Source organism: Achromobacter sp. CF-sbj1-Ac2-l (genome assembly GCF_052698165.1).
This window is the reverse complement of record NZ_CP199855.1, coordinates 4,321,213-4,345,295: the sequence shown is the minus strand read 5'-3', so window position 1 is coordinate 4,345,295 and position 24,083 is coordinate 4,321,213. Positions and strand designations below refer to the sequence as shown.

The window sequence follows — 24,083 nt, the reverse complement described above, 5'->3', positions numbered from 1 at the left end:
TGTACGTACAGGCTCTTCCCGTGTGGCGCGAGCGCGACGACTGCGGACCCGCTCAATCCAGCCCGACAAAGCCGCCCGTCTGGTGGCTCCAGAGCCGGGCGTACAGCCCGCCCTGGGCGATCAGGCTGGCGTGGGTGCCGGATTCGACGATGCGGCCGCCGTCCAGCACCACCAGCCGGTCCATGCGGGCGATGGTGGACAGGCGGTGCGCGATGGCGATGACGGTCTTGCCCCGCATCAGCGCCTCCAGGCTTTCCTGGATCGCGGCCTCGACCTCGGAATCGAGCGCCGAGGTGGCTTCGTCCAGGATCAGGATGGGCGCGTCCTTGAGCAGCACGCGGGCGATGGCGATGCGCTGGCGCTGGCCGCCCGACAGCTTGACGCCGCGCTCGCCGACGTGGGCGTCCAGGCCGCGGCGGCCGTCGCCGTCGACCAGGGCATCGATGAATTCGGCGGCGCGGGCGCGGTCGATGGCGTCGCGCAGTTGCGCCTCGCTGGCGTCGGGCCGGCCGTACAGCAGGTTGTCGCGGATCGAGCGGTGCAGCAGCGAGGTGTCCTGGGTGACCACGCCGATCTGCGAGCGCAGGCTTTCCTGGGTGACGCCGGCGATGTCCTGGCCGTCGATCAGGATGCGGCCGCCTTCCACGTCATACAGCCGCAGCAGCACGTTGACCAGGGTCGACTTGCCGGCGCCCGACGGGCCGATCAGGCCGATCTTTTCGCCCGCATGCACGGTCAGGTCCAGGTGCGGGACGATCTGGCGGCCGCTGCCGTAGTGGAACGACATGTCCTCGAAGCGCACCTCGCCTTGCGTGATGCGCAAGGGCACCGCGTCGGGGCGATCCACGACCTGGCGCGGTTGCGAGATCGTGGCCAGGCCGTCCTGCACGATGCCGACGTTTTCCGAGATGCCGTTCACTTCCCACATGATCCAGGCGGACATGTTGTTGATGCGGATCACCAGCCCCAGCGCCAGCGTGATCGCGCCCAGGCTGATGCTGCCGATGCTCCACAGCCACAGCGCCAGGCCGGCGGTGCTGGCGATCAGGATGCCGTTGAGCGTGTTGATGGACACGTCCATGGCGGTGATGACGCGGGTCGACAGGCGCTGCTTTTCCGTCTGCTCGGTCATGGCCTGGCGCGCGTAGTCTTCCTCGCGGCGGGCGTGGGCGAACAGCTTGAGCGTGGAGATGTTGGTGTAGCCGTCGACGATGCGGCCCATCAGCCGGGAGCGCGCCTCCGAGGCGATGACGGCGCGCGACTGCATGCGCGGCACGAAGTACGCCAGCATGCCGCAATAGATGGCGATCCACAGCACCAGGGGAATCACCAGGCGCCAGTCGGCCTCGGCGAACAGGTACAGCGCGCTGGCCGCGTACAGGATGACGTGCCACAGCGCATCCACCGACTGCACCGCCGAATCGCGCAGCGAATTGCCGGTCTGCAGCACGCGGTTGGCGACGCGGCCGGCGAAGTCGTTGTGGAAGAACGCCAGCCCCTGGTTCAGCACGTAGCGGTGGTTCTGCCAGCGCACCAGCGTGGTCAGGCTGGGCGAGATGGTCTGGTGCGACAGCAGGTCGTGCAGCGCGATCGACAGCGGCCGCAGCACCATCACCACGAACGCCATCCACACCAGCGTGTAGGCGTGCTCGCGGAAGAAGTCCGCCGGCGGGGTGTGCTGCGCCATGTCGACCAGGTCGGCCAGGAAACTGAACAGCGCCACCTCCACCAACGCGCCGCCCAGGCCGACCAGCAGCAGGATGGCGAAGATCGGCCAGACCTGCCACAGGTAATAGGCGTAGAAGCGCAGCACGCGTCCCGGCGGGGTGATGTCGGGGGCGTCGCGGAACGGGTCGATCAGGTTTTCGAAGTAGCGGAAGACGGGATTCGATTTTGCGCCGGGCATGGCAGGTCCGTAGAAGGAGGCCGCCCAAGCGTATCAGGGTAACCCCTTAAAAATAAAGGGGCTGCGCGCCGTCATCCGTATTGCGCGCGCCGCGTTCCGCCCTCGCGCCGGCTGGCCTTGTCGGTGATGAGGTTGTCCTGCGCCATGCGCTGGCCGCGCCCGGCGATGCGGGTCAGCAGGTCGCGCAGCAGGGCGACCTCGGCGGCATCCAGGTCCTGCACCAGCAGGTCGTTCAGGCGCACGACCTCCGGCAGCAGGGCGCGGTAGCGGTCCAGGCCTTCGGCGGTGGCCTCGACGCGCACCACGCGCCGGTCGGCGCTGTCGGGCAGGCGCCGCAGCCAGCCTTTCTCGCACAGGGAACCAAGGGTGCGCGAGGTGCGCGCCAGGTCGAGCCTGGCGGCCGCGGCCAGTTCGGCCGAGGTCATGATGCCGCCCTCGACCGCGCAGGCCAGCAGGCGCCATTCGCGCCGGGTGATGCCGAAGCGGCCTTCGCACAGCCGCACGAAGACGGGGTTGGACTGCGCCCAGGCCTGGTATAGCTGGTACATCAGCATTCCGGCCAGGGGGTGTTCGACGGGATCTTGCGGGGGCATTGTCGTCTCCTGCCAACGGCGCGCCGCGTCCATGGCGTGGCGCATATCGTTATGGCGAGTATTGGCAGTTCATATCGTTATGACAAGTACTGGATTAGATCAAGCAATCTTCACGGCGCTACAGTCGTCTCGCCTATCCAGGCCCAGGCCCGGCATGCGCAAACATAACCGACAGCGGGCCGTTGTCACCAGGGAGACTACCGTGCGTAATTGGATATCCTGCGCCGCGTTCGCGGCGCTCGCGGCGGCTTCGGCCGCGCCCGCCTGTGCCCAGCAGGCGCCGCTGGACGGCGCCCTGACCATCGTGGTGGGCTATCCGCCGGGCGGCAGTTCCGACCGCATCGCGCGGCTGGTGGCCGACCGCCTGAAGGACCGGCTGGGCGTGACCGTGGTGGTCGAAAATAAGACCGGCGCAGGCGGCCGCATCGCGGCCCAGGGCCTGCATGCGCTGGCCGCGCGGCAGAACGTGCTGATGCTGGCCAATCCCGCCGTCATGGTGGTGGCGCCGCTGGTCTACGCCGAACCCGGCTACGACGCCCGCCGCGATTTCCAGCCGGTGTCGCTGGTCAGCCGCTACAAGTTCGCCTTGGCGGTGGCGGCCAATTCGCCCATCCGCGACGTGGCGGGGCTGCGCCGATGGCTGCGCGACAACCCGCGCCAGTTCTCCGTGGGCGTGCCGGCCACCGGCAGCCTGCCGCACTTCTTCGCGCTGATGCTGGGCCGCCAGATCGGCCAGGAACCCGAGGTGGTGGGGTATCGCGGCTCGGCGCCGCTGATCTCCGAACTGATCGGCGGCGTGCTGCCGCAGGCGGTCGATACGCTGGACACGCTGCTGCCGCAGCACCGCGCCGGCAAGATCCGCATCCTGGCGACCTCGGGCGAGACGCGCGACCCGCTGCTGGCGGACGTGCCGACCTTCCGCGAGGCCGGCGTGGACCTGGCGGCCGACGGCTGGAACGCGTTCTTCGCCTCGTCGGCGATGGCGCCGGCCAAGGCCGCCCGGCTGGGCGAGGACATCGCCGCGGTGATGCGCGAGCCGGCCATGCAGCAGGCGGTGCGCGAGTCGTATCTGGAGCCGGTGACGGCGGATGCCGCCGCCACCGGGCGCGAGCTGGACGCCTACCGGGCCCAATGGGAACCGGCGGTGAAGGCTTCCGGCTTCACGGCCACGCAATAGGGCGGGCGACGATGAGCACGGTGCAGAATGTGTTGTTCATCATGGCCGACCAGTTGCGGGCGGATCACCTGAGCTGCTATGGCCATCCCTATTTGCAGACGCCCAGCCTGGACGCGCTGGCCGCGCGCGGCGCGCGCTTCGAGCGGGCTTTCGTCAATTCCGGCGTGTGCGGCCCGTCGCGCATGAGCTATTACACGGGGCGCTATCCGTCGCGCCACGGCGCCACCTGGAACCGGGTGCCGCTGTCGGTCAACGAGATCACGCTGGGCGAATACCTGGCGGGACAGGGGCGCGACCTGGCGCTGGCGGGCAAGACCCACGTCATTCCCGACCGCGCCGGCATGGAGCGCCTGTCGATCGACGGCGGCTCCGAGCTGGGCGCGCTGCTGTCGCGCGGCGGCTTCATCGAGGTCGATCGCTACGACGGCCACCACGAACCGGGCAAGGAAAGCGGCTACCCCGCGTTCCTGCGCAGCCAGGGCTACGACAGCGCCGACCCCTGGACCGACTACGTCATTGCCGGCGTCGACGCCCACGGCCAGGTGGTCAGCGGCTGGAACATGCGCAACGTGCACCTGCCGTCGCGGGTGGCCGAGCCGCATTCCGAGACCGCCTACATGACCGACCAGGCGCTGCGTTTCATGCAGCAGCGCGGCAGCCAGCCCTGGGTGCTGCACCTGAGCTACGTCAAGCCGCACTGGCCTTATATGGCGCCGGCGCCCTACCATCAGCGCTACACGGCCGACCAGTGCCTGCCGGTGCGGCGCAGCCGCGAGGAGCTGGCCGGCGCGCATCCGGTGGTGGCGGCCTACCGCCAGCATGAGGAAAGCGTCAGCTTCTCGACCGATGAATGCGTGCGCGTGGTGCGTCCGGCCTACCAGGGCCTGATCCGCCAGCTCGACGACCACCTGGGGCGGCTGTTCGACTACATGGAAGGCGCGGGCCTGATGCGCAACACGCTGATCGTGTTCACGGCGGATCACGGCGACTTCCTGGGCGACCACTGGTTGGGCGAGAAGGAACTGTTCTACGACACCGTGCAGCGCGTGCCGTTCATCGTGATGGACCCGTCGGCTGAGGCCGATGCGACGCGCGGCCAGGCGCTGGCGGACATGGTGGAAAGCGTGGATCTGGTGCCGACGGTGCTGCGCGCGCTGCAGGCGCCGCGCCCGTGGCACCGGCTCGAAGGGCGCGAATTGCAGACCGTGCTGCACGGCCGTGGCGCCGAGGATCCCTGGCGCGACTGCGTGTTCTCGGAACTGGACTACAGCTTCCGCCAGGCGCGCCTGCTGCGTGGCAAGACGCCGCAGAACGCGCGCGCCTGGTCGGTCCGCACCGACCGCTGGCGCTACGTGTACTGGCTGGACGAACCCGAGCAACTGTACGACCTGCAGGCCGATCCCGACGAGTTCCAGGACCTGGGCGCCAGCGCCGCGCACGCCGTGGTGCGGGCGCAACTGCGAGAGCGCCTGCTTGACTGGATGCTGCGCGGCAAGCGCCGCACCACCCTGAGCGATGCGGCGGTGGAGCAGGGCACCAACGCGCACAAGCGCGCCGGGGTGTTCTTCGGGCAGTGGTGAGCGCCCGGCGCGCGGCGCCAGACGGCGGCGCGCGGGCTGCCGTCCGCGGCCGCGCCCAGGTTTGCGTCAGGCGCCCGCGGTGTCCTTCTGCGGCGCCGCGGCGGCCGGCTTGAGTTCGCGCCGCAGGATCTTGCCGACGTTGGTGCGCGGCAGGTCATCGCGGAACTCGATGTAGCGCGGGACCTTGTAGCCGGTGAGCTGGGTGCGGCAGTGCGCGATCAGCGTCTCGGCGTCCAGGTTGGGGTCCTTGCGGATCACGTACAGCTTGACTGCTTCGCCGGAGCGTTCGTCGGGCACGCCGATGGCGGCCACTTCGCGCACGCCGGGATGCAGCGCGGCGGCGTCCTCGACCTCGTTCGGATAGACGTTGAAGCCGGACACCAGGATCATGTCCTTCTTGCGGTCCACCAGGAAGACATAGCCGGTGTCGTCGACGTAGCCGACGTCGCCGGTGCGCAGATAGCCGTCGGGCGTCATCACCAGCGCGGTCTCGTCGGGCCGGTTCCAGTAGCCGCGCGTCACCTGCGGGCCGCGCACGCAGATCTCGCCGCGTTCGCCCACGCCCAGCTCGCGTCCGTCGTCGTCGCGGATCGACAGGTCGGTGGACGGCACGGGCAGGCCGATCGAGCCGGTGAAGACCTTCACGTCGAGCGGATTGATGGTCACGGCGGGCGAGGTCTCGGTCAGGCCATAGGCCTGCGCCAGCGCCCGGCCGGTGACGGCCAGCCAGCGCTCGGCCACGGCGCGCTGCACCGCCATGCCGCCGCCCATCGTCAGGCGCAGGCGCGAAAAATCCAGCCTGGCGAAATCGGGATGGTTGAGCAGGGCGTTGAATAGCGTGTTGACGCCGGTGAAGGCGCTGAACGGCACCTTGCCCATCTCCTTGATCAACCCGGGGATGTCGCGCGGGTTGATGATGAGCAGGTTGCTGGCGCCGATCTTCATGAAGGCCAGGCAGTTCGCCGTGAGCGCGAAGATATGGTAGAGCGGCAGGGCGGTGACGATGCATTCCTCGCCGTCCTTGACCAGCGGCTTGATCCAGGCGTGGGCCTGGGTGACGTTGGCGGCCAGGTTGCCGTGCGTCAACATGGCGCCCTTGGCCACGCCGGTGGTGCCGCCGGTGTATTGCAGGCAGGCCAGGTCGTCCTGCGTCAGGGCGACTTCGTCGAACGGCGCGTCGCGCCCGGCGCGCAGGGCGTCGCGCAGCCGTATCGCGCCGGGGATGGACCAGGCCGGCACCATGCGCTTGACGCGCTTGACCACGAAATCGACCAGCCGGCCCTTGAGCGGGCTGAGCAGTTCGCCGATGGAGGTCACCAGCACCCGCTCGATGGCCGTGGCCGGCAGGGCCTTCTGCACGGTGGCGGCGAAATTGTCGGCCACCACGATGGCGCGCGCGCCGGAATCGATCAACTGGTGCTCGAGTTCGTGGGCGGTGTAGAGCGGATTGCAGTTGACGACGACGCAGCCGGCGCGCAGCACGCCGAACAGGCACACCGGATACTGCAGCAGATTGGGCATCATCAGCGCCACGCGGTCGCCCTTGCGCAGGCCGTTGGCGCGCAGCCAGGCGGCGAAGTCGCGCGTCAGGGCGTCGAGCTCGCCGTAGGTCAGCGTCTTGCCCATGCTGATGTACGCGGCCTTGTCCGCGAAGCGCCGGCAACTGTCGCGCGCGATCGAGGCCAGCGTGGTGGCCTCGTCCAGCTCGATCTCCGCGGGCACGCCCGGGGGGTAGCTCTTTTGCCAGATTCGTTCCATCTTCACGGGGTTCCGAGTAGGGCTTTTTTCAGGGAGGACTGCGCCGGGTTGTCGCCCAGCCACACCCGCAGCAGGGCGCGGGCGAAGGCGGGATCGTCGATTCTGCCGCGCTGTTTGCCGTTATCGGTGATGGTGACGCCGCGGGCGTCGAAGTCCAGGTCGATCACATCGCCTTCGCGCGCCGAGCCGATCTCGGCCATCAGCGACGACAGGCGCGCGGCGGACGGTTGCAGCGCGGCGAGTTCCTGTTTGGGCGTATTGTCGCGCAATCCTTCCTGCAGCGCCGCGTCCAGGCTCTTGCTATCGACATCCCGCAAGAGTTGCAGCCGCATGCGGCGCGGTTCGTTGCTGTCGATCAAGGCCTTGGCGTCCTGGCTCCTGGCGCTGGCATACAGCGCCGCCACGTACACCTTGACCACGAACTTGGTGCGCAGGCCGGCGCCGTTCAGCACCAGCGCGCGGCCGCCTTCGGACAACTGCGCGGGGAGGCGCACGCCGGCCACGTCCATGTCGGCGGCCAGCGCGGGGGCGGCCGTCAGGCAGGCGGCCAGGACCAGGCTCAGGGCGGCGGTGCGCCCTCCGGGGATGGTGTCACGCATGGGTCTCCTCCAGTCGTTTTCTGCTTGTAGTACTTCTTGTCGGCGATGTAGATCGTGCGTTCCACGACGGCATAGACGACGCCGTCCTTGTCCTTCAATTCCACGGTGTAGGTCCGGGTGGTCTCGTGGTCACGCGCAAGAATCCTGCGTATGTCCGCGATTTCTCCCGGCGGCAGCCGGAAGTCCACATACAGCGTGGTATAGGCGGGCTTGCGGTAGCGGATGGAAGCCGCCTTGTCCCACACGATGTGGTCCGCGCCCAGCGCCGCCATCAGCATGGTGGGATGGGCGCCGTCGGTCACCGCGAACAGCGAGCCGCCATACATGGATCCGACGATGTTGCGCGTGCGCCGCAGCAGGGGCAGCTTGATGCGGATGTGCTGGAAATCGTGCGACACGTGCAACACCCGGCCGCCGGTGGCGCGGAACGCCGGATGCAGGTTGAATCCCACCCGCATCAGGCGCGCGCGCCAGGCCGGCGACAGGCGTTTGAACCAATAGGGCTTCACGGCTTTTCCATCCGGCTTGCGTCACATGGCCTCGAACAGGCCCGCCGCGCCCATGCCGGTGCCGATGCACATCGTCACCAGACCGTACTTGCCGCCGGTGCGGCGTAGCCCGTGCATCAGTGTGGCGGTGCGGATCGCGCCGGTCGCGCCCAGCGGGTGGCCCAGCGCGATGGCGCCGCCCAGCGGGTTGACCTTGGCCGGGTCGAGCTGGAGCTCGCGCATCACCGCCAGCGATTGCGCGGCGAAGGCTTCGTTCAGTTCGATCCAGTCCAGGTCGTCCTGGGCGATGCCGGCGCGCGCCAGCACCTTGGGAATGGCGGCCATGGGGCCGATGCCCATGATCTCGGGCGGCACGCCGGCCACGGCGAAGCTGACGAAGCGCGCCAGCGGGCTGAGGTTGAATTCGCGCAGCACCCGCTCGGACACCAGCACCACCGCGGCTGCGCCGTCGGACATCTGCGAGCTGTTGCCGGCGGTGACGCTGCCGCGGGCGGCGAACACGGGCTTGAGCCGCGCCAGTCCCTCGGCGCTGCTGTCGGGGCGCGGGCCTTCATCGACTTCGACCAGGCGGCGGCTCTCGCGCACGTCGCCCTTGGACCCGCCGGGCAGCCGCGTCACCACCTCGAACGGCGTGGTCTCGGCGCGGAAATGGCCGGCCGCGATGGCGGCGTTGGCCTTCTGCTGCGAGGCCAGCGCGAACGCGTCCTGGTCTTCGCGCGACACCTTCCATTGCTCGGCGACCTTTTCGCCCGTCAGGCCCATGCCGAAGGCCATGCCGATGTTCTCGGGGTGCGAGAAGATGGCCGGGTTGAGCGACACCTTGTTGCCCATGATCTGCGGCATGGCGCTCATGGATTCGGTGCCCGAGCCGATCATGATGTCGGCTTCCCCGGTGCGGATGCGGGCGGCGGCGTCGGCCACCGCCTGCAGCCCGGAGGCGCAGAAGCGATTGACGGTGACGCCGGCCACGCTTTGCGGCAGGCCGGCCAGCAACAGGCCGATGCGCGCCACGTTCATGCCCTGCTCGGCTTCCGGCATGGCGCAGCCGGTGATGACATCGTCGATGCGCGCCGGATCCAGCCACGGCGTCTGCTTCAGCACGCCCCGCAGCGCCGCCGCCAGCATGTCGTCGGGCCGCGTGGTGGCATACACCCCATTGCGCTTGCCCACCGGCAACCGCGTCGCCGCAACGATGTAAGCCTCTTGAATCTGCTTGCTCATATCATTTCCTCGTATCCATAACAGTCACCCTACGTCCATCACGGTTTCTCACTAGCGGGGCCGCGCGGATCCGGCTTCGCCGGTCCGCCGCCGGCGCCCCTGGGGGTAGCGCCGCAGGCGCTTCGGGGGGACCGATGCTCGGCTCCGCCGGTCCGCCTGCGGCGCCCCTGGGGGAGGCGCCGCAGGCGCTAGGGGGGGCTTAATTCCGCAATGGCTTGCCCGTGTCCAGGGTGTGGCGGATGCGGGCCAGGGTCTCGGGCGTGCGCAGCAGCGCCACGAACTCCTTGCGCTCGACCGCCAGCAGCCATTCCTCGTCGACCTTGGCACCCGTCTCGACTTCGCCGCCGCACAGCGCCACGGCGGCGCTGCGGGCCACGCGGTAGTCGTGGGCGCTGATCATGCCGCCTTCGCGCATGTTGACCAGCACCATCTCGAAGTTGGCGATGCCGTTGCGGCCGGCCACGGGCACGTCCTGCAGCCGCGGGGGCGGCGTGTAGCCGGCGGTGGCGGCGGCGCGCGCCTGGCCGATGGCCACGAACAGCAGCTCGCCGGGATGGAACAGCACGATGTCCTGCTCGCGCGCAAAGCCCAGGTCCACCGCCTCGATGGCGCTCTTGGCGACCCGCGCCATGGCGATGGTCTGGAACACCGGCTGCAGGAACGGGAACACCTCGCCGGGCGTGGCCGTCTTTGCCGCCAGCGCCGCGGCGCGGCCGGCGAATTCCTTGCTGCCGCCGCCGGCCGGGATCAGGCCGACGCCCGCCTCGACCAGGCCGATGTAGCTTTCCAGCGCCAGCACGCGGTGCGAGGCGTGCATCAGGAATTCGCAGCCGCCGCCCAGCGCCATGCCCTGCACGGCCGCCACGGTGGGGATCTGCGCGTATTTGAAGGCCTGCGAAGTGCGTTGGAACTTCTCGACGGTGGCTTCCAGCATGTTCCACTGGCCGGCGGCGCAGGCTTCGGACACCTGTTGCAGGTTGGCGCCCACCGCGAATGGCGCGTCATGCCAGATCACCAGGCCGTCGAACTCGCGCTCGGCGCGGGCCACGGCCTGCAGGATGCCTTCGAGCACCTCGGCGCCCAGCGTGTGGTTCTTGGACGTGACCGACAGGATGGCGATGCCGGCGTCGACCTCGGGCAGGTTCCACAGGCGCACGCCTTCGTTTTCCCAGACCGTGGTGCCGCGGTCGTCGGGGCCTTCGCCGAACACGCGCTCGGGGAACAACTGGCGCCGGTAGACCGGCAGCGCCGAGCGCGGATGCAGCTTGCCGCTGCGCGCGGAATACGAGCCGGCCGGCGTGTGCACGCCCTGGCGCTCGGGCTCCAGGGCCCAGGCCGGCAGCGGCGCGTCGCTCATGGCGCGGCCGGCGGCGATGTCTTCGGCGACGGCGCGGGCGATGGCCTGCCAGCCGGCGGCCTGCCAGGTCTCGAACGGGCCCTGGGCCCAGCCGAAGCCCCAGCGCATGGCCAGGTCCAGGTCGCGGGCGTTGTCGGCCACCTGGCCGAGCTGCACCGCGCTGTAGTGGAAGATGTCGCGGAACAGGCTCCACAGGAACTGGGCCTGCGGATGCTCGCTGGCGCGCAGCGCGGCGAAGCGCCTGGCCGGATCGCGTTCTTTCAGCAGCGCGGCGACCTCGTCGGCGAGCTTGCCGGCGCTGGGGCGGTAGTCCTGCGCCTGCAGGTCCAGCACCTGGATCTCGCGGCCGGCCTTGCGGTAGACGCCGGCGCCGCTTTTCTGGCCCAGCGCGCCCTTGGCGATCAGGGCCGACAGCCAGGCGGGCAGCGTGAAATAGCGGTGCCAGGGATCGTCCGGCAGGTTCTTGTCCATGGTGCCGACCACGTGGGCCAGCGTGTCCAGGCCGACCACGTCGGCCGTGCGGTAGGTGGCGCTCTTGGGACGGCCGATCTTGGGGCCGGTGAGGGCGTCGACCTCGTCGAAGCCCAGGCCCAGGCGCTGAGTGTGGTGCATGGCGGCCAGGATCGAGAACACGCCGATGCGGTTGGCCACGAAGTTGGGCGTGTCGAGCGCGCGGATCACGCCCTTGCCCAGGGCGGAGGTCAGCCAGGTCTCGAGCTGGTCCAGCACCGGCGCCTGGGTGTGCGCGGTGGCGATGATTTCCACCAGGCGCATGTAGCGCGGCGGATTGAAGAAATGGATGCCGCAGAAGCGGTCGCGCAGCGCGGCCGGCAGGGCGTTGGCCAGCGCGTCGATCGACAGGCCGGAGGTATTGGAGGCGATGATGGCGCCGGGCGCGACGTGCGGCGCGATGCGCTCGTACAGCGCGGTCTTCCAGTCCATGCGCTCGGCGATCGCTTCGATGATCAGGTCACAGCCGCGCAGTTGTTCGATATGGTCGTCGTAGTTGGCCGGGGTGATCAGGGCCAGGCGCGCGGGGCTGGCCAGCGGCGCGGGCTCCAGCTTCTTCAGGCCGGCCAGGGCTTTCTTGACGATGCCGTTGCGGTCGCCTTCGGGCGCGGCGAGGTCGAACAGCGTGACGGGCACGCCGGCGTTGGCCAGGTGGGCGGCGATCTGCGCGCCCATGACGCCGGCACCCAGCACGGCGACGTGTTTGACGACGAACTTGCTCAAGGAAGTCTCCTGAAAAGGCGGGCGGAAGACGGGGCCGGCCCGTCATCCGCCCCGGCGGGGCTAGAAGCGGGACGACAGTTGCAGGCCGAAGATGTGGCCGCTGCTGTCATAGGTGCCCGCGACGCGGCCCTTCGTCAATGCGTTGCCGGACGTGGTGTCGATATCCGTCTTGCGCAGGTACAGATAGGTATAGCCCAGATCCAGCGTGGTGCTCTTGGTGGCCTGCCACTGCACGCCCGTCGAGAACCAGTAGCGGTCGTTGTCGGGCAGCGAGGTGGGCCGGTCCTCGGCCTTGTGGACCGGCGACTGGTCGTAGGCCAGGCCAAACTTCCACTTCCAGTCCGGCGCGAACTTGTAGGTCGTGCCCACGGCGATGCGCCAGGTGTCGCGGAAGTTCAGCGGCAGGTCGTCATCGCGCGCGCCGGCGCCGGAGTTGCGGATCTTCAGGTCGGGGATGCTGCTCCAACCGGTCCACGAGATGTCGCCCAGCAGTTCCCACTTCTCGTTGAGCTGATGGGTGGCGCTCAGGATCAGGGTGTCGGGCAGGTCGACCGAGGCCTTGGCGTCGAACGAGACCGACTGGCGGGTCGGGCCGATGTTGTCGATGTCGGTGTCGCCCTTGGCCGTGTGCTTGATCTTGGAGCGGTACGACAGGCCGATGCGGGTGTCTTCGGTAGGTTGCAGCATGAAGCCCACGTTCCAGCCCCAGGCGTCGCCCTTCAGGTTGAGGTCGGCGTCGCCGTTGGTGATGAACGTGCCGCCGCCTGGCAGGGCCACGGGCACCACGGTCTTCTTCTTGTAGTTGGCGTCGATGTGCTGCCAGTTCACGCCGAAGCCCATCGAGAACTTGTCATTGACCTTGTAGGCGATCGACGGGTTGATGTTGATCGTCTTGATCTCGAATTTGTTCGAGTGGTATTGGCCTTCCCAGCCCTTGTCGTATTCGGTCATCAGGCCGAACGGCGCGCCGATGCCCAGGCCGATGAACCACTGGTCGCTCAATTGCCACGAGCCGTACAGGTTGGGCACGACGCCCAGGTTGCCGGCGTCGCCGCCGTCACCGCCGGTGGGGCGAGTGCCGCCCAGCGCCGTCGGATTGCGGGTGTTGCCGTTGTCCGAGAACTTGAACGAGGGTTTGATCAGGTTGACGCCGCCCGAGACATTGATGCCCGGCAGGTAGGTCATGCCCGCCGGGTTGTAGTAGATGATGCTGGCGTTTTCCGGATTTGCCGCCGAGCCCGCGTAAGCGTTGCCCAGGCCGCTGGCGTTCTGCTCCAGGAGCTGAAAGCCGGCGCCGTGGGCGGCGCTGGTGGCGCCCAGGCCGACCACAATGGCCGACAGGGTGCTCAGGGACAATGAACGTCTGCTCATGGTACTGCCTCCTCATGTTGGATAGGTATGTCTCTATGGCACTGCCGGTCTCGTCGTCCCGGTCTATCCGGCTCAAGGGGGTCCAGGCCGGTTTGGTTTGTTGACGCGTTGCTGCGTTAGGCACTGCGACTGCTCTGGTAATGCAGGGGGCCGCCCGTGAACGGCGCGAAGCCGGTTCCGAAGATCACGCCGGCGTCGGCCAGGTCGGCGTCGGCCACCACGCCGGCCTCGACCCGCTCGCGGGTGGCATCGATCAAAGGCTGGATCAGGCGCTCTGCCAGGCCGGCCGGCGCCTGTGCGCCGCCGTGGCCGTCCTTGACCGGCTTGCCGTCGCGCCAGGTGTAGAAGCCGCGCCCGCTTTTCTTGCCCAGGTCGCCGCGCGCCAGCTTCTCGGCCAGGCAGCGCGGCGGCTCGGCGCCGCCAGCCAGCTCCTGCCCGGCCGCGCGCGCGATGTCCAGGCCGACCGTGTCCGCCAGTTCGAGCGGGCCCATCGGCATGCCGAACGCCACCATGGCCGCGTCCACGGCGGCTGGCGATAGACCTTCATCGATATTTCGCATGGCCTGAAGCATATACGGTGCCAGCACCGCATTGACCAGGAAACCGGGGGCACTACGCACCGGTAAGGCCAATTTTCCGATCTGTCCTACAAAGGCGTTGGCGCGCGCCAGCGTTTGCGCGGCAGTGCCGTCCGCGTGCACGACTTCCACCAGCGGCATCTTGGCCACGGGGTTGAAGAAGTGGATGCCGATCAGCCGTTCGGGGCGGGCCAGCCCGGCGCTCAGCGATTCCAGCGACAGGCTGGAGGTGTTGGTGGCCAGCAGCGCGTCGGCCTTCATGCGCGGCTCCAGCGATTGGTACAGCCCGCGCTTGGCCTCGGGGTTCTCGCTGATGGCCTCGATCACCACGTCGGCCAGCGGCACGCCGCCGCCGGCGGGGTCGGGCATCAGCCGGTCGAAGGCGGCGCGGGCCGCGCGCCGGTCCTTCAGGCGGCGCGAGAACAGCGTCGCGGCGCGCTTGAGGGCGGGCGCGATGCGGGCCATGTCCTGGTCCTGCAGCGTCACGGTCAGGCCCTTGAGCGCGCACCAGGCGGCGATGTCGCCGCCCATCACACCCGCGCCGACCACGTGCACGTGGCGCACCGGCGCGATGCCGGGCTGGCGGCCGTTGGCCTTCAGGCGCTCCTGCAGCCGGAACACGCGCAGCAGGTTGCGGGCGGTATCCGAGGCGATGATGGTGTCGATCAGCGCCGGCGCCTGCAAGGCGTTGCCGCCGTGCTTTTCCCAGAGTTCGATGATGGCGGGCGCGGCCGGGTAGTGGCCCAGCGGATCCTTGGCGGCGACCTGTTTGCGGGCGCGCTTGGCGGCGACTGCCTTGAGCGGCCAGCGGTTGAGCCAGGCGCCCAGGCCGTGCGCGCGGCGCGGCGGCTTGCCCGACAGCACCATGCCGCGCGCCGCCGCCTGCAGCAGGCGGGTCGGCACGCGCGCGTCCACCAGGCCCAGCGCGGCCGCGCGGCGCGCGTCGGCGCCGCGGCCGGTCAGCATCATGTCGAGCGCGGCCGGTGCGCCGACCACGGCCGGCAGGCGCAGCATGCCGCCCCAGCCGGGAAAGATGCCCAGCATCACTTCCGGCAGCGCCAGCGAGGCGCCGGGCGCGTCCTCCACCAGCCGGTAGCGGCAGGCCAGCGCCAGTTCCAGGCCGCCGCCCAGGCAGTGGCCCTGGATCAGCGCCAGCGTCGGATAGCGCACCGCCGCCAGGCGGTTGAACAGGTTCCAGCCGCGCGCCACCAGGGCGCGGCCCTGTTCCGGCGTGTTCAGTTCGGCGAATTCGTTGACGTCGGCGCCGACGATGAAGCCGGTCGGCTTGCCCGAGCGGATCACCAGGCCCTTGGGCGGCTGCGCGTCGAGCGCGTCCAGCACCGTCGCCAGTTCCGCCATGGTGTCGGCGGACAGCGCGTTGACGGCGCTGCCGGCGCGGTCGAACGTCAGCCACGCCAGGCCGTCGGCGTCGCGCTCCAGGCGCCAGTGCGAGAGCGTCTCCAGCGTGTTCATGGGCGGTCCTCCAGGGTTTCGACCAGCATGGCGCCACCCAGGCCGCCGCCGATGCAGATGGCGGCCATGCCGCGGCGCGCGCCGCGACGCTTGAGCGCCTCCAGCAGGTGCAGCACGATGCGGGCGCCCGATGCGCCCACCGGATGGCCGATGGCGATGGCGCCGCCGTCCACGTTCAGGCGCGCCGGATCGAGCTCGCCCCACGCGGGCGTGCCGAAGTGTTCCTGGCAATAGGCCTCGTCCCGCCAGGCCGCCAGGCAGCCTAGCACCTGCGCGGCGAAGGCCTCGTTGATCTCCCACAAGTCCAGGTCATTGAGGCCCAGTCCGTGGCGTTGCAGGATCGGGGTGGCGGCGTGCACCGGCCCCAGGCCCATCATGGCCGGATCGAGGCCGGCCCACTGGCTGTCGATGATGCGGCCCAGCGGCCGCAGGTTCCAGCGCCGCACCGCTTCCTCGGAGGCCAGCACCAGCATCGCCGCGCCGTCGGTGACCTGCGAGCTGTTGCCGGCGGTGATGTTGCCCCAGGGCTTGTCGAACACCGGCTTGAGCTTGGCCAGCTTTTCAGGCGTGGAGTCCTCGCGCACGCCGTCGTCGTCCGGGTACAGCTTGCCCTGCGTGTCGATCAGCGGCGTGATCTCGGCGAAGGCGCCGTTGGCGCGCCCGGCCAGCGCGCGCGCGTGGCTCTGCGCCGAATAGGCGTCCATGGCCTGGCGGCTGATGCCGAAGCGGGTGGCGACGTTCTCGGCGGTCTGGCCCATCGACAGGCCCACCACCGGGTCCGTCAGGCCCTTGAGCAGGCCGATGACCGGCGCCAGGTGGCGCAGGCGCAGGCGGCCGAGCGTGGCGAGCGTGGCGAGCTTGGCGCCGACGCCGCGGGCCGCGTACCAGCCGGCCAGCCAGCGCACCATGTCGTCGGAAAACAGCACCGGCGCGCGCGACAGGGCGTCGACGCCGCCGGCCAGCACCAATTGCGAGCGTCCGGTCTGAATGTTGGCGATGGCCGAGTCCAGCGCCTGCATGCCCGAAGCGCAATTGCGCATCACGGTCCAGCCGGGCACTTTGTTGCCGCAGCCCAGGCGCAGGGCGATCACCCGGCCGATGTTGACTTCGTCGGGCGACGGCGCGGCGCAGCCGACGATGACCTCGTCCAGGTCCGTGGGCGCGTAGGGTTGGCGCAACAGCAGGCCGCGGCCGGTCTGCACCGCCAGGTCCCCGGCGGCGAACGGGCCGGGGCCCGTGCGCGCCTTCAGGAATGGCGTGCGGGCGCCGTCGACCACGTATACCGGTTTGAATGCCATCCGATCTCCTCTGCGTGTTGACTGGGTCCTCAGGCGGCCTTGCGTTCGGCCGCTGGCTTGACCGCGCCTGTGACGCCGAGGTCAAAGGGGAAATCATCCACTCTCACCACGCTATCGCGCAAGGCATTGCGACGCTTGACCACCGCATATTCTTCGGCGGTGATGCCGCCGGCGGCAAAGACGGCGTCGGCCAGGTCGCGCACGTTGGCCTGCGGATTGCCTTCGAGCGTGCCGCGCTTCTCGAACTCGCGGATCTTCGATTCGATCGGCTCGGCCTCCAGCGTGGCGGCCAGCGCCTGTTCGATCGCGCCGACCGGTTCGTCGGCGGTCGCGGGCAGATGGCAGCCGGCGGTCAGGCGGTCGCGGGTCGCGCCGGGGTTGATGAGCAGCCGAGCCACGTCCTGGCCCAGTTGGTCCGACGGCAGCGACTGCGGCCGGCCCCAGGGGAAGACGATGCGGCGCAGGCTCCACGCCACCACCCGGTTGGGATAGTTTTCCAGCACGCCGTCGATGGCGTCCTGCAAGCGGAACAGCGCGTCCTGCACCGACCAGTGCGCCAGCGGCGCGTCGGCATTCTGGCGGCCTTCGTCCTCGAAGCGCTTGAGCGCGGCGCTGGCCAGGTACATCTGCGACAGGATGTCGCCCAGGCGCGCCGACAGGCGTTCGCGGCGCTTGAGGCTGCCGCCCAGCACCAGCATCGAGGTGTCGGCCAGCAGCGCGAAAGCGGCCGAATAGCGGCTCAGCAACTGGTAGTAGCGCTTCATCTCAGGCGCGACGTCGGCGTCGATGCCAATGAAGCGTCCGCCGGTCAGGGCGGTGCCCAGCGCGCGCAGCGTGTTGCGCGCGACAAAGCCGACGTGGCCCCAGAAGGCCTGGTCGAAATCGATCAGGCCCTGCCTGCGGTCGGACGACTGCGCCGCGCGCATCTCGGCCAGCACGTAGGGATGGCAGCGGATCGCGCCCTGGCCGAAGATGATCAGGCTGCGGGTCAGGATGTTGGCGCCTTCCACGGTGATGCCGATGGGGATCTGTTGATAGGCGCGGCCCAGGAAGTTGGAGGGCCCCAGGCAGATGCCCTTGCCGCCGATCACGTCCATGCCGTCGTTGACGACCTGGCGCGCGCGCTCGGTGACGTGGTACTTGACGATGGCCGACACCACCGACGGTTTCTCGCCCAGGTCGACGGCGCCGGCGGTCATGCTGCGCGCGGCGTCCATCATGTAGGTGTGGCCGCCGATGCGGGCCAGCGCCTCCTCGACGCCCTCGAACTTGCCGACCGGGGTGCGGAACTGGCTGCGCACGCGGGCGTAGCCGCCGACGGCGCGGGCGGTCAGCTTGGACATGCCGGTGTTGGACGATGGCAGCGAGATCGAGCGGCCGGCCGCCAGGCATTCCATCAGCATGCGCCAGCCCTGGCCGGCCATGGCCGGGCCGCCGATGATGAAGTCCAGCGGCATGAACACATCCTGGCCGCGGGTCGGGCCGTTCATGAACATGGCGTTCAGCGGGAAGTGGCGGCGGCCGGTGTCCACGCCGGGATGGTCGTGCGGCACCAGCGCGCAGGTGATGCCGATGTCCTTCCTGCCGCCCAGCAGGCCGTCCGGGTCGTACAGGCGGAAGGCCAGGCCCAGCAGCGTGCAGACCGGCGCCAGCGTGATGTAGCGCTTGTCCCAGCTAACGCGCATGCCGATCACTTCGCGGCCCTGCCATTCGCCTTTGCAGACGATGCCGCTGTCGGGAATGGCGGCGGCGTCGGAACCGGCCCAGGGGCTGGTCAGCGCGAAGGCCGGCACTTCCTCGCCGCGCGCCAGGCGCGGCAGGTAGTGGTTCTTCTGTTCGTCGGTGCCGTAGTGCAGCAGCAGCTCGGCGGGGCCGAGCGAGTTGGGCACCATCACCGACACCGCCAGCGCCGACGAGCGCGTCGACAGCTTGGTCACGATCTCGGAGTGGGCATAGGCCGAGAAGGCCAGGCCGCCGTATTCCTTGGGGATGATCATGCCGAGGAAGCCGCTGCGCTTGAGATAGTCCCAGACCTCGGGGGGCAGGTCGAAGCGCTCCTGCGTGATGTTCCAGTCGTTGACCATGCGGCAGGCCTCTTCGGCCTGGTGGTCGAGGAAGTGCTGTTCCTCGTCGGTCAGGCGCGGGCGCGGGTAGGCCAGCATGCGCTTCCAGTCGGGGCGGCCGCGGAACAGCTCGCCTTCCCACCACACCGTGCCGGCCTCGAGCGCGTCGCGCTCGGTGTCAGACATCTGCGGCAGCACCTTGCGGTAGAGATTGAAGATCGGCGCCGACAGCAAGGCCCGCCTGAGCGGGCGCACGCCCAGCAGGATGACGGCCAGCAGCGCGATGACGATCAGCGCGACGATGACTGCGTTCATTTCCTAGTCTCCTTTTTTGAATTCTCTGGAACCGCCGCGCCGCGCCGACCCGGGGCCCTAGGTGGCGGGGTGCTGCGGCAGCGGAGCGCGCAGGCCGCCGAGCAGGAAGCTCATCAGGCGGGGCAGCAGCAGCTCGGGGTTGTCGGGTTGCTCGGACTCGTCCAGCGTCCAGCCGGTCACCGAGCGCAGCAGGTCGGTGCCGATGATGGCGTAGGAGGTGGCGCCGAGCATGAACTGGAAACGCCACACGATTTCGGCGCGCGGCACGTCGGGCAGGGCGGCGAACAAGGCATTGCGATAGCGCTCGAGCACGTCGGCGTATTCCTCGGCGAACAGGGCGCGGATGAAGCCGGCCGGGTCGGTCATGGTGCGTTCGAGCAGCGGCAGGAACGTGCTGCCGGCCTGTTCGGGATCGGCCGCCAGCCGCAGCAGCGTGCCGAAGAAGGCGTCGACGATCTGCGACGGCTTGAGCGGCTTGCCCTGGGCCTGGGCCTCGAGCTCGTCGAGCAGTCGCAGCCGTTCGCGGTTCAGGACTTCCAGGCGGCGCTTGAGCACGGCCTGCACCAGCGATTCCTTGGAGCCGAAGTGATAGTTGACCGAGGCCAGGTTGACGCCCGCCGCGCCGGTGATCTGGCGCATGGACGTGCCGTCGTGCCCCTGCTGGGCAAACAGGGCTTCGGCGGTGTCCAGGATCGATTCGCGCGTGCTGGAGGATCTGAGTTCTTGCATTAAGTTGAATTCAAACGTTCGTTTGAAAGCAGTATGCGTAAAAGATCGCAAGCGTGCGACCCCTGCAATCCCGAATAGGGTTTACCCCTAAAAACGGAGTGCGTGAGGCGCTCGTTCCTTTGCATGAGAACCCCTGCCGTTGGCTGAGGCGGCGCGCGGCGTGTCGTCCAAACGGCGTTGCGCCGTTTGGCCTCGGACTTGCGCCCTAGGATGAAAGCCGTCTGGAAGGTCGGGGCGAAACGCCGCAGTATCACAGCGAGGACTTGAGAGCGTGGCACCGTGGATGCGCCTGGCGAGCCCGATCGCCGTTCCGGTGCCGCAGGCCATATCGACCTGACACAGGAGCAGGAGACATGAAGACCTACAGAGTGGGGCTGTTGATCGATGGCACCGACCAGCCCGGCTGGATCCACGACATGGCTGAGTGGCTCGCGCGCAGCCAGGATTTCGATCTTTCCGCACTGCTGGTCATGGAGAAAGACACCGCCGGCCTGGCGCCGCGGTTTGGCGCCAAGGCGCTGTTCGGCACGCTGTCGCGGCTGGAGTCGCGCCTGCTGCCGGCGCGGCAGCGCCAGATGCTGGCCTGCCGCGACTTGCGCCACGGCCTGCCCGCATCGACTACGGTGCTGACCCTGCCGGCGGGCCCGCGTGACAGCGGACGCGATGACGGCGTGGCGGCGTTGGGGCTGGACCTGGTGATCATGCTGGGCGCGCTGCCGCCGCCGCGCTCGCGGATGGCGGGCTGGGCGCGGCACGGCATCTGGCGGCTCAGTTATTCCGACATCGCCGTTTCCACCAGCCGCTATGCGGGGTTCTGGGAGGTCTATCAGCGCGAGGACCACACCACCGTGAAGCTGTGGCGGGTGGGCGCCAGCGCGGACGAGGATGCGCTACTGGACCAGCGCAGTTTCAATACCGAGGTGTTCTGGCTGAAGAACCAGACCCGCGCGTTCAGCCTCGGCAATTTCATGGTCTATGACGCGCTGCTGGCGCTGGCGCGGGCGCGGCCTGGCGCCACGCCTCCCGGCATGCAGATCATGAGCGGCCAGCGCCGCGACGATCCGGCCGAGTGGGATAGCGCCGCCTATATCGCCCGTCAGGCCTGGTTAATGACCGATTTGATTGTGCGCCGCGTCATGAGGCGCAATGTGCGTTGGCGAATCGGTATGTTCCCATCGACCCGGCAACAGGCGGTGGTATCCGAGGCCATGGTATTGCAGCCTCCCAAGGGGCGTTTTTTCGCGGATCCGTTTGTTTATATGCGGGGCGATCATCCATATATTTTTTTCGAGGATTACGATTTTCACTCGCGCAAGGGAACGATCTCGGTCGCCACCTATGAAAACGGGGCTTTCCAGTTGCTCGGGACCGCCCTGAATCTGCCTTACCATTTATCCTTTCCGTATATTTTTGAATATGAAGGAACGACGTACATGGTGCCGGAAACGTGCGGAAATCGGAGTATTGAATTATGGAAATGCACGGAATTTCCGCTGAAATGGGAGTTGGATCTGACGCTCATGACCGATGTTTCTGCGGTCGATACTATTATTTTCAAACGCGGTGAATACTGGTGGCTATTAACCAATATCGATCGCACCGACGGCCAGAATCACTGCGATGAATTGTTCGCCTTCTTCGCCGACTCGCCGCGCTCGAGCCACTGGACGCCGCACGCCTGCAACCCGATCGTGCGCAACCCGATGCGGGCCCGCAACGCCGGGATCGTTGTCTCGCCTGGCGGAGAGGTGATCCGCTGCGCGCAGTACCAGGGCTTCTGCCACTACGGCAAGGGCGTTTCGCTGAACCGGATCGAAGAACTGTCGCCGTCGACCTACGTCGAGACCGACGGCGAGATCCACTACGCCAGCTTCCTGAAAAAACGCCATGCTTCAATGCACCATTGGCATCATCAGGGTGGCCATACGGTATTTGACTTCGCGTATATGGAGTAAATGACGCAAGCTACCGGAAAATAAAAGTGTTACCTATATTTCTTTTGCGGCGGATAGCCACGGGAATAATGTGTCGGTGGAAACATATCGACAAGTCTGCCGCCCGATCCGGCCGCGTCGCGACTGCCTTTCCGTCGGCGCCGGTCGCGCCCCGTTCCCCCCGTGCATGCCTTGAACATGGACTTGCCCAAGCCGGCCTGCCGGCCTGGAAGCCGCTTGGCGCGGGGCTTTGCGCGCGGATGGGCTTGGTGGAAACCCTAGCGGATGAAAGGATGAGAGGGGTGTCTCATCCTGTTTTATGAGTACGTTTACGGCTAACGAATGATTTCTGTTTTTGTCGGATTATATCGCTTGCCAGCGTCTTGATTTTGCCAATTTCGAACCATAAGATGGGTTCATGCCATCCGTTATGTTGGCTACGAAAGTCTCCCAGCCCAAATGGCCCGGTGCAGCGTCATTAGATATTCCGGGAAATCGCGGACCACCCCCGCGGGGTTGGAAAAAAAATAGTCTTCAGCACAGCGAAGATCCCTTCTAGGCCTGTTGAACAACCGGGAGGCCACCATGGCCAAGATGGTCCTGATTGAAGCCCATCCGCTTCTGCGGCTGGGGTTATGGCAGATTCTGAGCAAGTTGGACGATGTGTGGGAAATCGAAGGAATGGGGTTGGCCGATGTCTCGAAGGCCAACGGGGCGCATGCCGGCGCAGATCTTCTGATCTACGGCCTGCCCGTGGACAGCGAGGAAGCCTGGAGCACGCTGCATGAGATCCAGCGCGAACTCAGCCCCAAGCGCATCCTGCTGCTGACCGATGTCATGCCGCTGCCGATGCCGGTGCAGGGCTTGCCCGGCGCCAGCGTGTACGGTTGCCTGATGAAGACGGCGTCGGTGGAGATCCTGGAAGCGGCCATCCGCCTGGTCATGGCGGGCGGGCAGTGCTTCCCGAGCGAGCAGGCGTTGCAGGCGCCGGCTCAGGCCAGTTGCGTGCTGCCGGCGCGCGAGACCGATGACGCTGGCAAGGGCACCATGCCGATCAGCGCGGGCGCGCAGTTGCTGCAGATCACGCCGCGCCAGTACGAGGTATTGGTGCTGCTGGCCAGGGGCTATCCCATCAAGACGGTCAGCCGCATGCTCAACATCTCGGTGGCCACCGCGAAAACGCATGCCTGCACGCTGTACCAACGCCTGCACGTCAAGAACAAGGGCGAGGCCGTGTACGCGGCGCTGCAACGCGGCGCCACGCTGGAATGGCATGAGCCCAACGCTCGCGACGTGGACGCCGGACAGATGTATGGGCGCAAGCTGGGCTGAAGCGCCGGGGCTCGGCGCCCCGGCTCGCGCCGTCCGCCAGACCGCGCGCGGCCCCCGCCCATCGGCCCGGCCGGGCGCTCCCCGCCATCCCGCCTAGGGCATACACTGCAGCGTCGGCGGTCGCCGTGCCGCAGCATTCCTCCTCCAATCATCCTCCTGTACGAGATTCAGCGAACGTAGCCGCTGATAGCATGGGTTGTGTCCGCAAGCATGGGTTGAGACGGCGAATCGCTATGCCGCCAGAGCCCACCCCGCGCGGCGGACGAGATTCCCGTGAGCCGGGTGACGCGCCGGAACCGTCGTCGCTGCCGTGCGCCGCCTTGCCATGGGAACCGTGTCTGGACCCTGTGTCACAAGGTTCCCCCCGGGATGACAACCGTTCTGATCGAAGACTACGCGCTGCTTCGCGTCGCTATCCAGCATGTGTTGGAGCGCGTGCGCAATGCCGAGGACATCCTGGCGATCTCGCCAGCCCATCTCTTGAACATGCCGGGCTCGATCAATCGGCCAGTGGAATTGCTGGTGGTCGGCTGCAGCGGGGTAACCGAGCCCGACATCGGCCTGCTGTCGCAGGCGATGGCGCTGTTCATGCCGCGCCTGGTGCTGGCGCTCTACGCGGTGCTGGACCAGAACGTCATGGCCGCCTGCGCGCGGGCCGGCGTGGCGGGTTATCTGCCCAAGGCCTCCAGCCCGGATGCGTTGGCCGCCGCGGTCAGCCTGGTGCTGGCGGGCGGGGAATGCTATCCGCAGCCAGCGGCGCGGCCATTGGGCGCCTCGCAGACGGCGGCGCCGGAATTGCGCGAGCTGACGCAGCGGCAGGAGGAGATCCTGCAATTGCTGGTGCAGGGCAAGACCATGCGCGAGATCGGCCAGCACGTGGGCATTTCGGTGGCCACGGTCAAGAGCCATGCGCGCACCCTGTACTGGAAGCTGAACGCGCGCAACCAGGCCGAGGCCGCCTACATCGCGGTGCAGATGGGCCTGGTGCGCGGCAGTGGCAAGCCCGGCGAACCCACCTGAAGAAGTCCCAGGAAAAAGGCGGCGCGCCCTCAAGCGC

At 68.2% G+C, this 24,083-nt stretch carries 17 protein-coding genes; 5 read left to right on the top strand and 12 right to left on the bottom strand.

Translation table 11 applies throughout. From position 1 onward, the window contains the following. Positions 1–52: 52 nt before the first annotated feature. Positions 53–1,906 (bottom strand): ABC transporter ATP-binding protein, encoded by a 1,854-nt coding sequence (locus ACUDCK_RS19690; RefSeq protein ID WP_175166625.1) that lies wholly within the window; start codon positions 1,904–1,906, stop codon positions 53–55. Positions 1,907–1,977: 71 nt separating this feature from the next. Beyond that, entirely contained in the window at positions 1,978–2,499 is a 522-nt protein-coding gene (locus ACUDCK_RS19685; RefSeq protein WP_054503296.1) for a MarR family winged helix-turn-helix transcriptional regulator, read from the bottom strand. Between the two features lie 202 nt (positions 2,500–2,701). On the opposite strand from ACUDCK_RS19685, the gene ACUDCK_RS19680 reads away from it, so the two are divergent. Together ACUDCK_RS19680 and ACUDCK_RS19675 are read left to right on the top strand one after the other, a co-directional pair. Further along, positions 2,702–3,676, top strand: a complete 975-nt coding sequence (locus ACUDCK_RS19680) for a Bug family tripartite tricarboxylate transporter substrate binding protein (protein ID WP_175166626.1) — start codon at positions 2,702–2,704, stop codon at positions 3,674–3,676. 11 nt (positions 3,677–3,687) lie between these two features. Next, complete coding sequence (locus ACUDCK_RS19675) at positions 3,688–5,256, top strand: sulfatase-like hydrolase/transferase (RefSeq protein ID WP_054503076.1); 1,569 nt, start codon at positions 3,688–3,690, stop codon at positions 5,254–5,256. 66 nt (positions 5,257–5,322) lie between these two features. On the opposite strand, the gene ACUDCK_RS19670 is transcribed toward ACUDCK_RS19675, so the two are convergent. From ACUDCK_RS19670 to ACUDCK_RS19625, 10 genes are all read right to left on the bottom strand, one after another. Next, on the bottom strand, positions 5,323–7,014 hold the full coding sequence (locus ACUDCK_RS19670) for an AMP-binding protein (protein WP_054503075.1): 1,692 nt from the start codon (positions 7,012–7,014) through the stop codon (positions 5,323–5,325). 2 nt (positions 7,015–7,016) lie between these two features. Further along, on the bottom strand, positions 7,017–7,613 hold the full coding sequence (locus ACUDCK_RS19665) for a chalcone isomerase family protein (RefSeq protein WP_175166627.1): 597 nt from the start codon (positions 7,611–7,613) through the stop codon (positions 7,017–7,019). Continuing rightward, positions 7,574–8,122 carry a DUF4442 domain-containing protein gene (locus ACUDCK_RS19660; RefSeq protein ID WP_175166628.1) on the bottom strand — a complete coding sequence of 183 codons (549 nt, stop codon included), beginning with the start codon at positions 8,120–8,122 and terminating at the stop codon, positions 7,574–7,576. The genes ACUDCK_RS19665 and ACUDCK_RS19660 overlap by 40 nt, the downstream gene beginning before the upstream one ends. Before the next feature lie 21 nt (positions 8,123–8,143). After that, on the bottom strand, positions 8,144–9,343 hold the full coding sequence (locus ACUDCK_RS19655) for an acetyl-CoA C-acyltransferase (protein WP_054503073.1): 1,200 nt from the start codon (positions 9,341–9,343) through the stop codon (positions 8,144–8,146). A gap of 199 nt (positions 9,344–9,542) precedes the next feature. Continuing rightward, positions 9,543–11,933: a 3-hydroxyacyl-CoA dehydrogenase/enoyl-CoA hydratase family protein gene (locus ACUDCK_RS19650; RefSeq protein WP_175166629.1), complete on the bottom strand. Its 2,391-nt coding sequence runs from the start codon at positions 11,931–11,933 to the stop codon at positions 9,543–9,545. A gap of 60 nt (positions 11,934–11,993) precedes the next feature. After that, positions 11,994–13,304, bottom strand: a complete 1,311-nt coding sequence (locus ACUDCK_RS19645) for an OmpP1/FadL family transporter (RefSeq protein ID WP_054503071.1) — start codon at positions 13,302–13,304, stop codon at positions 11,994–11,996. 116 nt (positions 13,305–13,420) lie between these two features. Next, a complete protein-coding gene (locus tag ACUDCK_RS19640; protein WP_175166630.1) occupies positions 13,421–15,355 on the bottom strand; it encodes a 3-hydroxyacyl-CoA dehydrogenase NAD-binding domain-containing protein in 1,935 nt (644 codons plus the stop codon). Further along, positions 15,352–16,653 carry an acetyl-CoA C-acetyltransferase gene (locus ACUDCK_RS19635; RefSeq protein WP_175166631.1) on the bottom strand — a complete coding sequence of 434 codons (1,302 nt, stop codon included), beginning with the start codon at positions 16,651–16,653 and terminating at the stop codon, positions 15,352–15,354. The genes ACUDCK_RS19640 and ACUDCK_RS19635 overlap by 4 nt, the downstream gene beginning before the upstream one ends. A 29-nt stretch (positions 16,654–16,682) precedes the next feature. Beyond that, positions 16,683–19,031 carry an acyl-CoA dehydrogenase gene (locus tag ACUDCK_RS19630; protein ID WP_144654717.1) on the bottom strand — a complete coding sequence of 783 codons (2,349 nt, stop codon included), beginning with the start codon at positions 19,029–19,031 and terminating at the stop codon, positions 16,683–16,685. A gap of 57 nt (positions 19,032–19,088) precedes the next feature. Continuing rightward, a complete protein-coding gene (locus tag ACUDCK_RS19625; RefSeq protein WP_054503067.1) occupies positions 19,089–19,760 on the bottom strand; it encodes a TetR/AcrR family transcriptional regulator in 672 nt (223 codons plus the stop codon). A 353-nt stretch (positions 19,761–20,113) separates the two neighbouring features. On the opposite strand from ACUDCK_RS19625, the gene ACUDCK_RS19620 reads away from it, so the two are divergent. The 3 genes from ACUDCK_RS19620 (at position 20,114) to ACUDCK_RS19610 (ending at position 24,046) form a co-directional block, all read left to right on the top strand. After that, complete coding sequence (locus ACUDCK_RS19620; RefSeq protein ID WP_175166632.1) at positions 20,114–21,715, top strand: glucosamine inositolphosphorylceramide transferase family protein; 1,602 nt, start codon at positions 20,114–20,116, stop codon at positions 21,713–21,715. 564 nt (positions 21,716–22,279) lie between these two features. Continuing rightward, complete coding sequence (locus ACUDCK_RS19615) at positions 22,280–23,026, top strand: response regulator transcription factor (protein ID WP_064524407.1); 747 nt, start codon at positions 22,280–22,282, stop codon at positions 23,024–23,026. A 369-nt stretch (positions 23,027–23,395) separates the two neighbouring features. After that, positions 23,396–24,046, top strand: a complete 651-nt coding sequence (locus ACUDCK_RS19610; RefSeq protein WP_054503064.1) for a response regulator transcription factor — start codon at positions 23,396–23,398, stop codon at positions 24,044–24,046. The last annotated feature ends 37 nt before the right edge of the window (positions 24,047–24,083 follow it).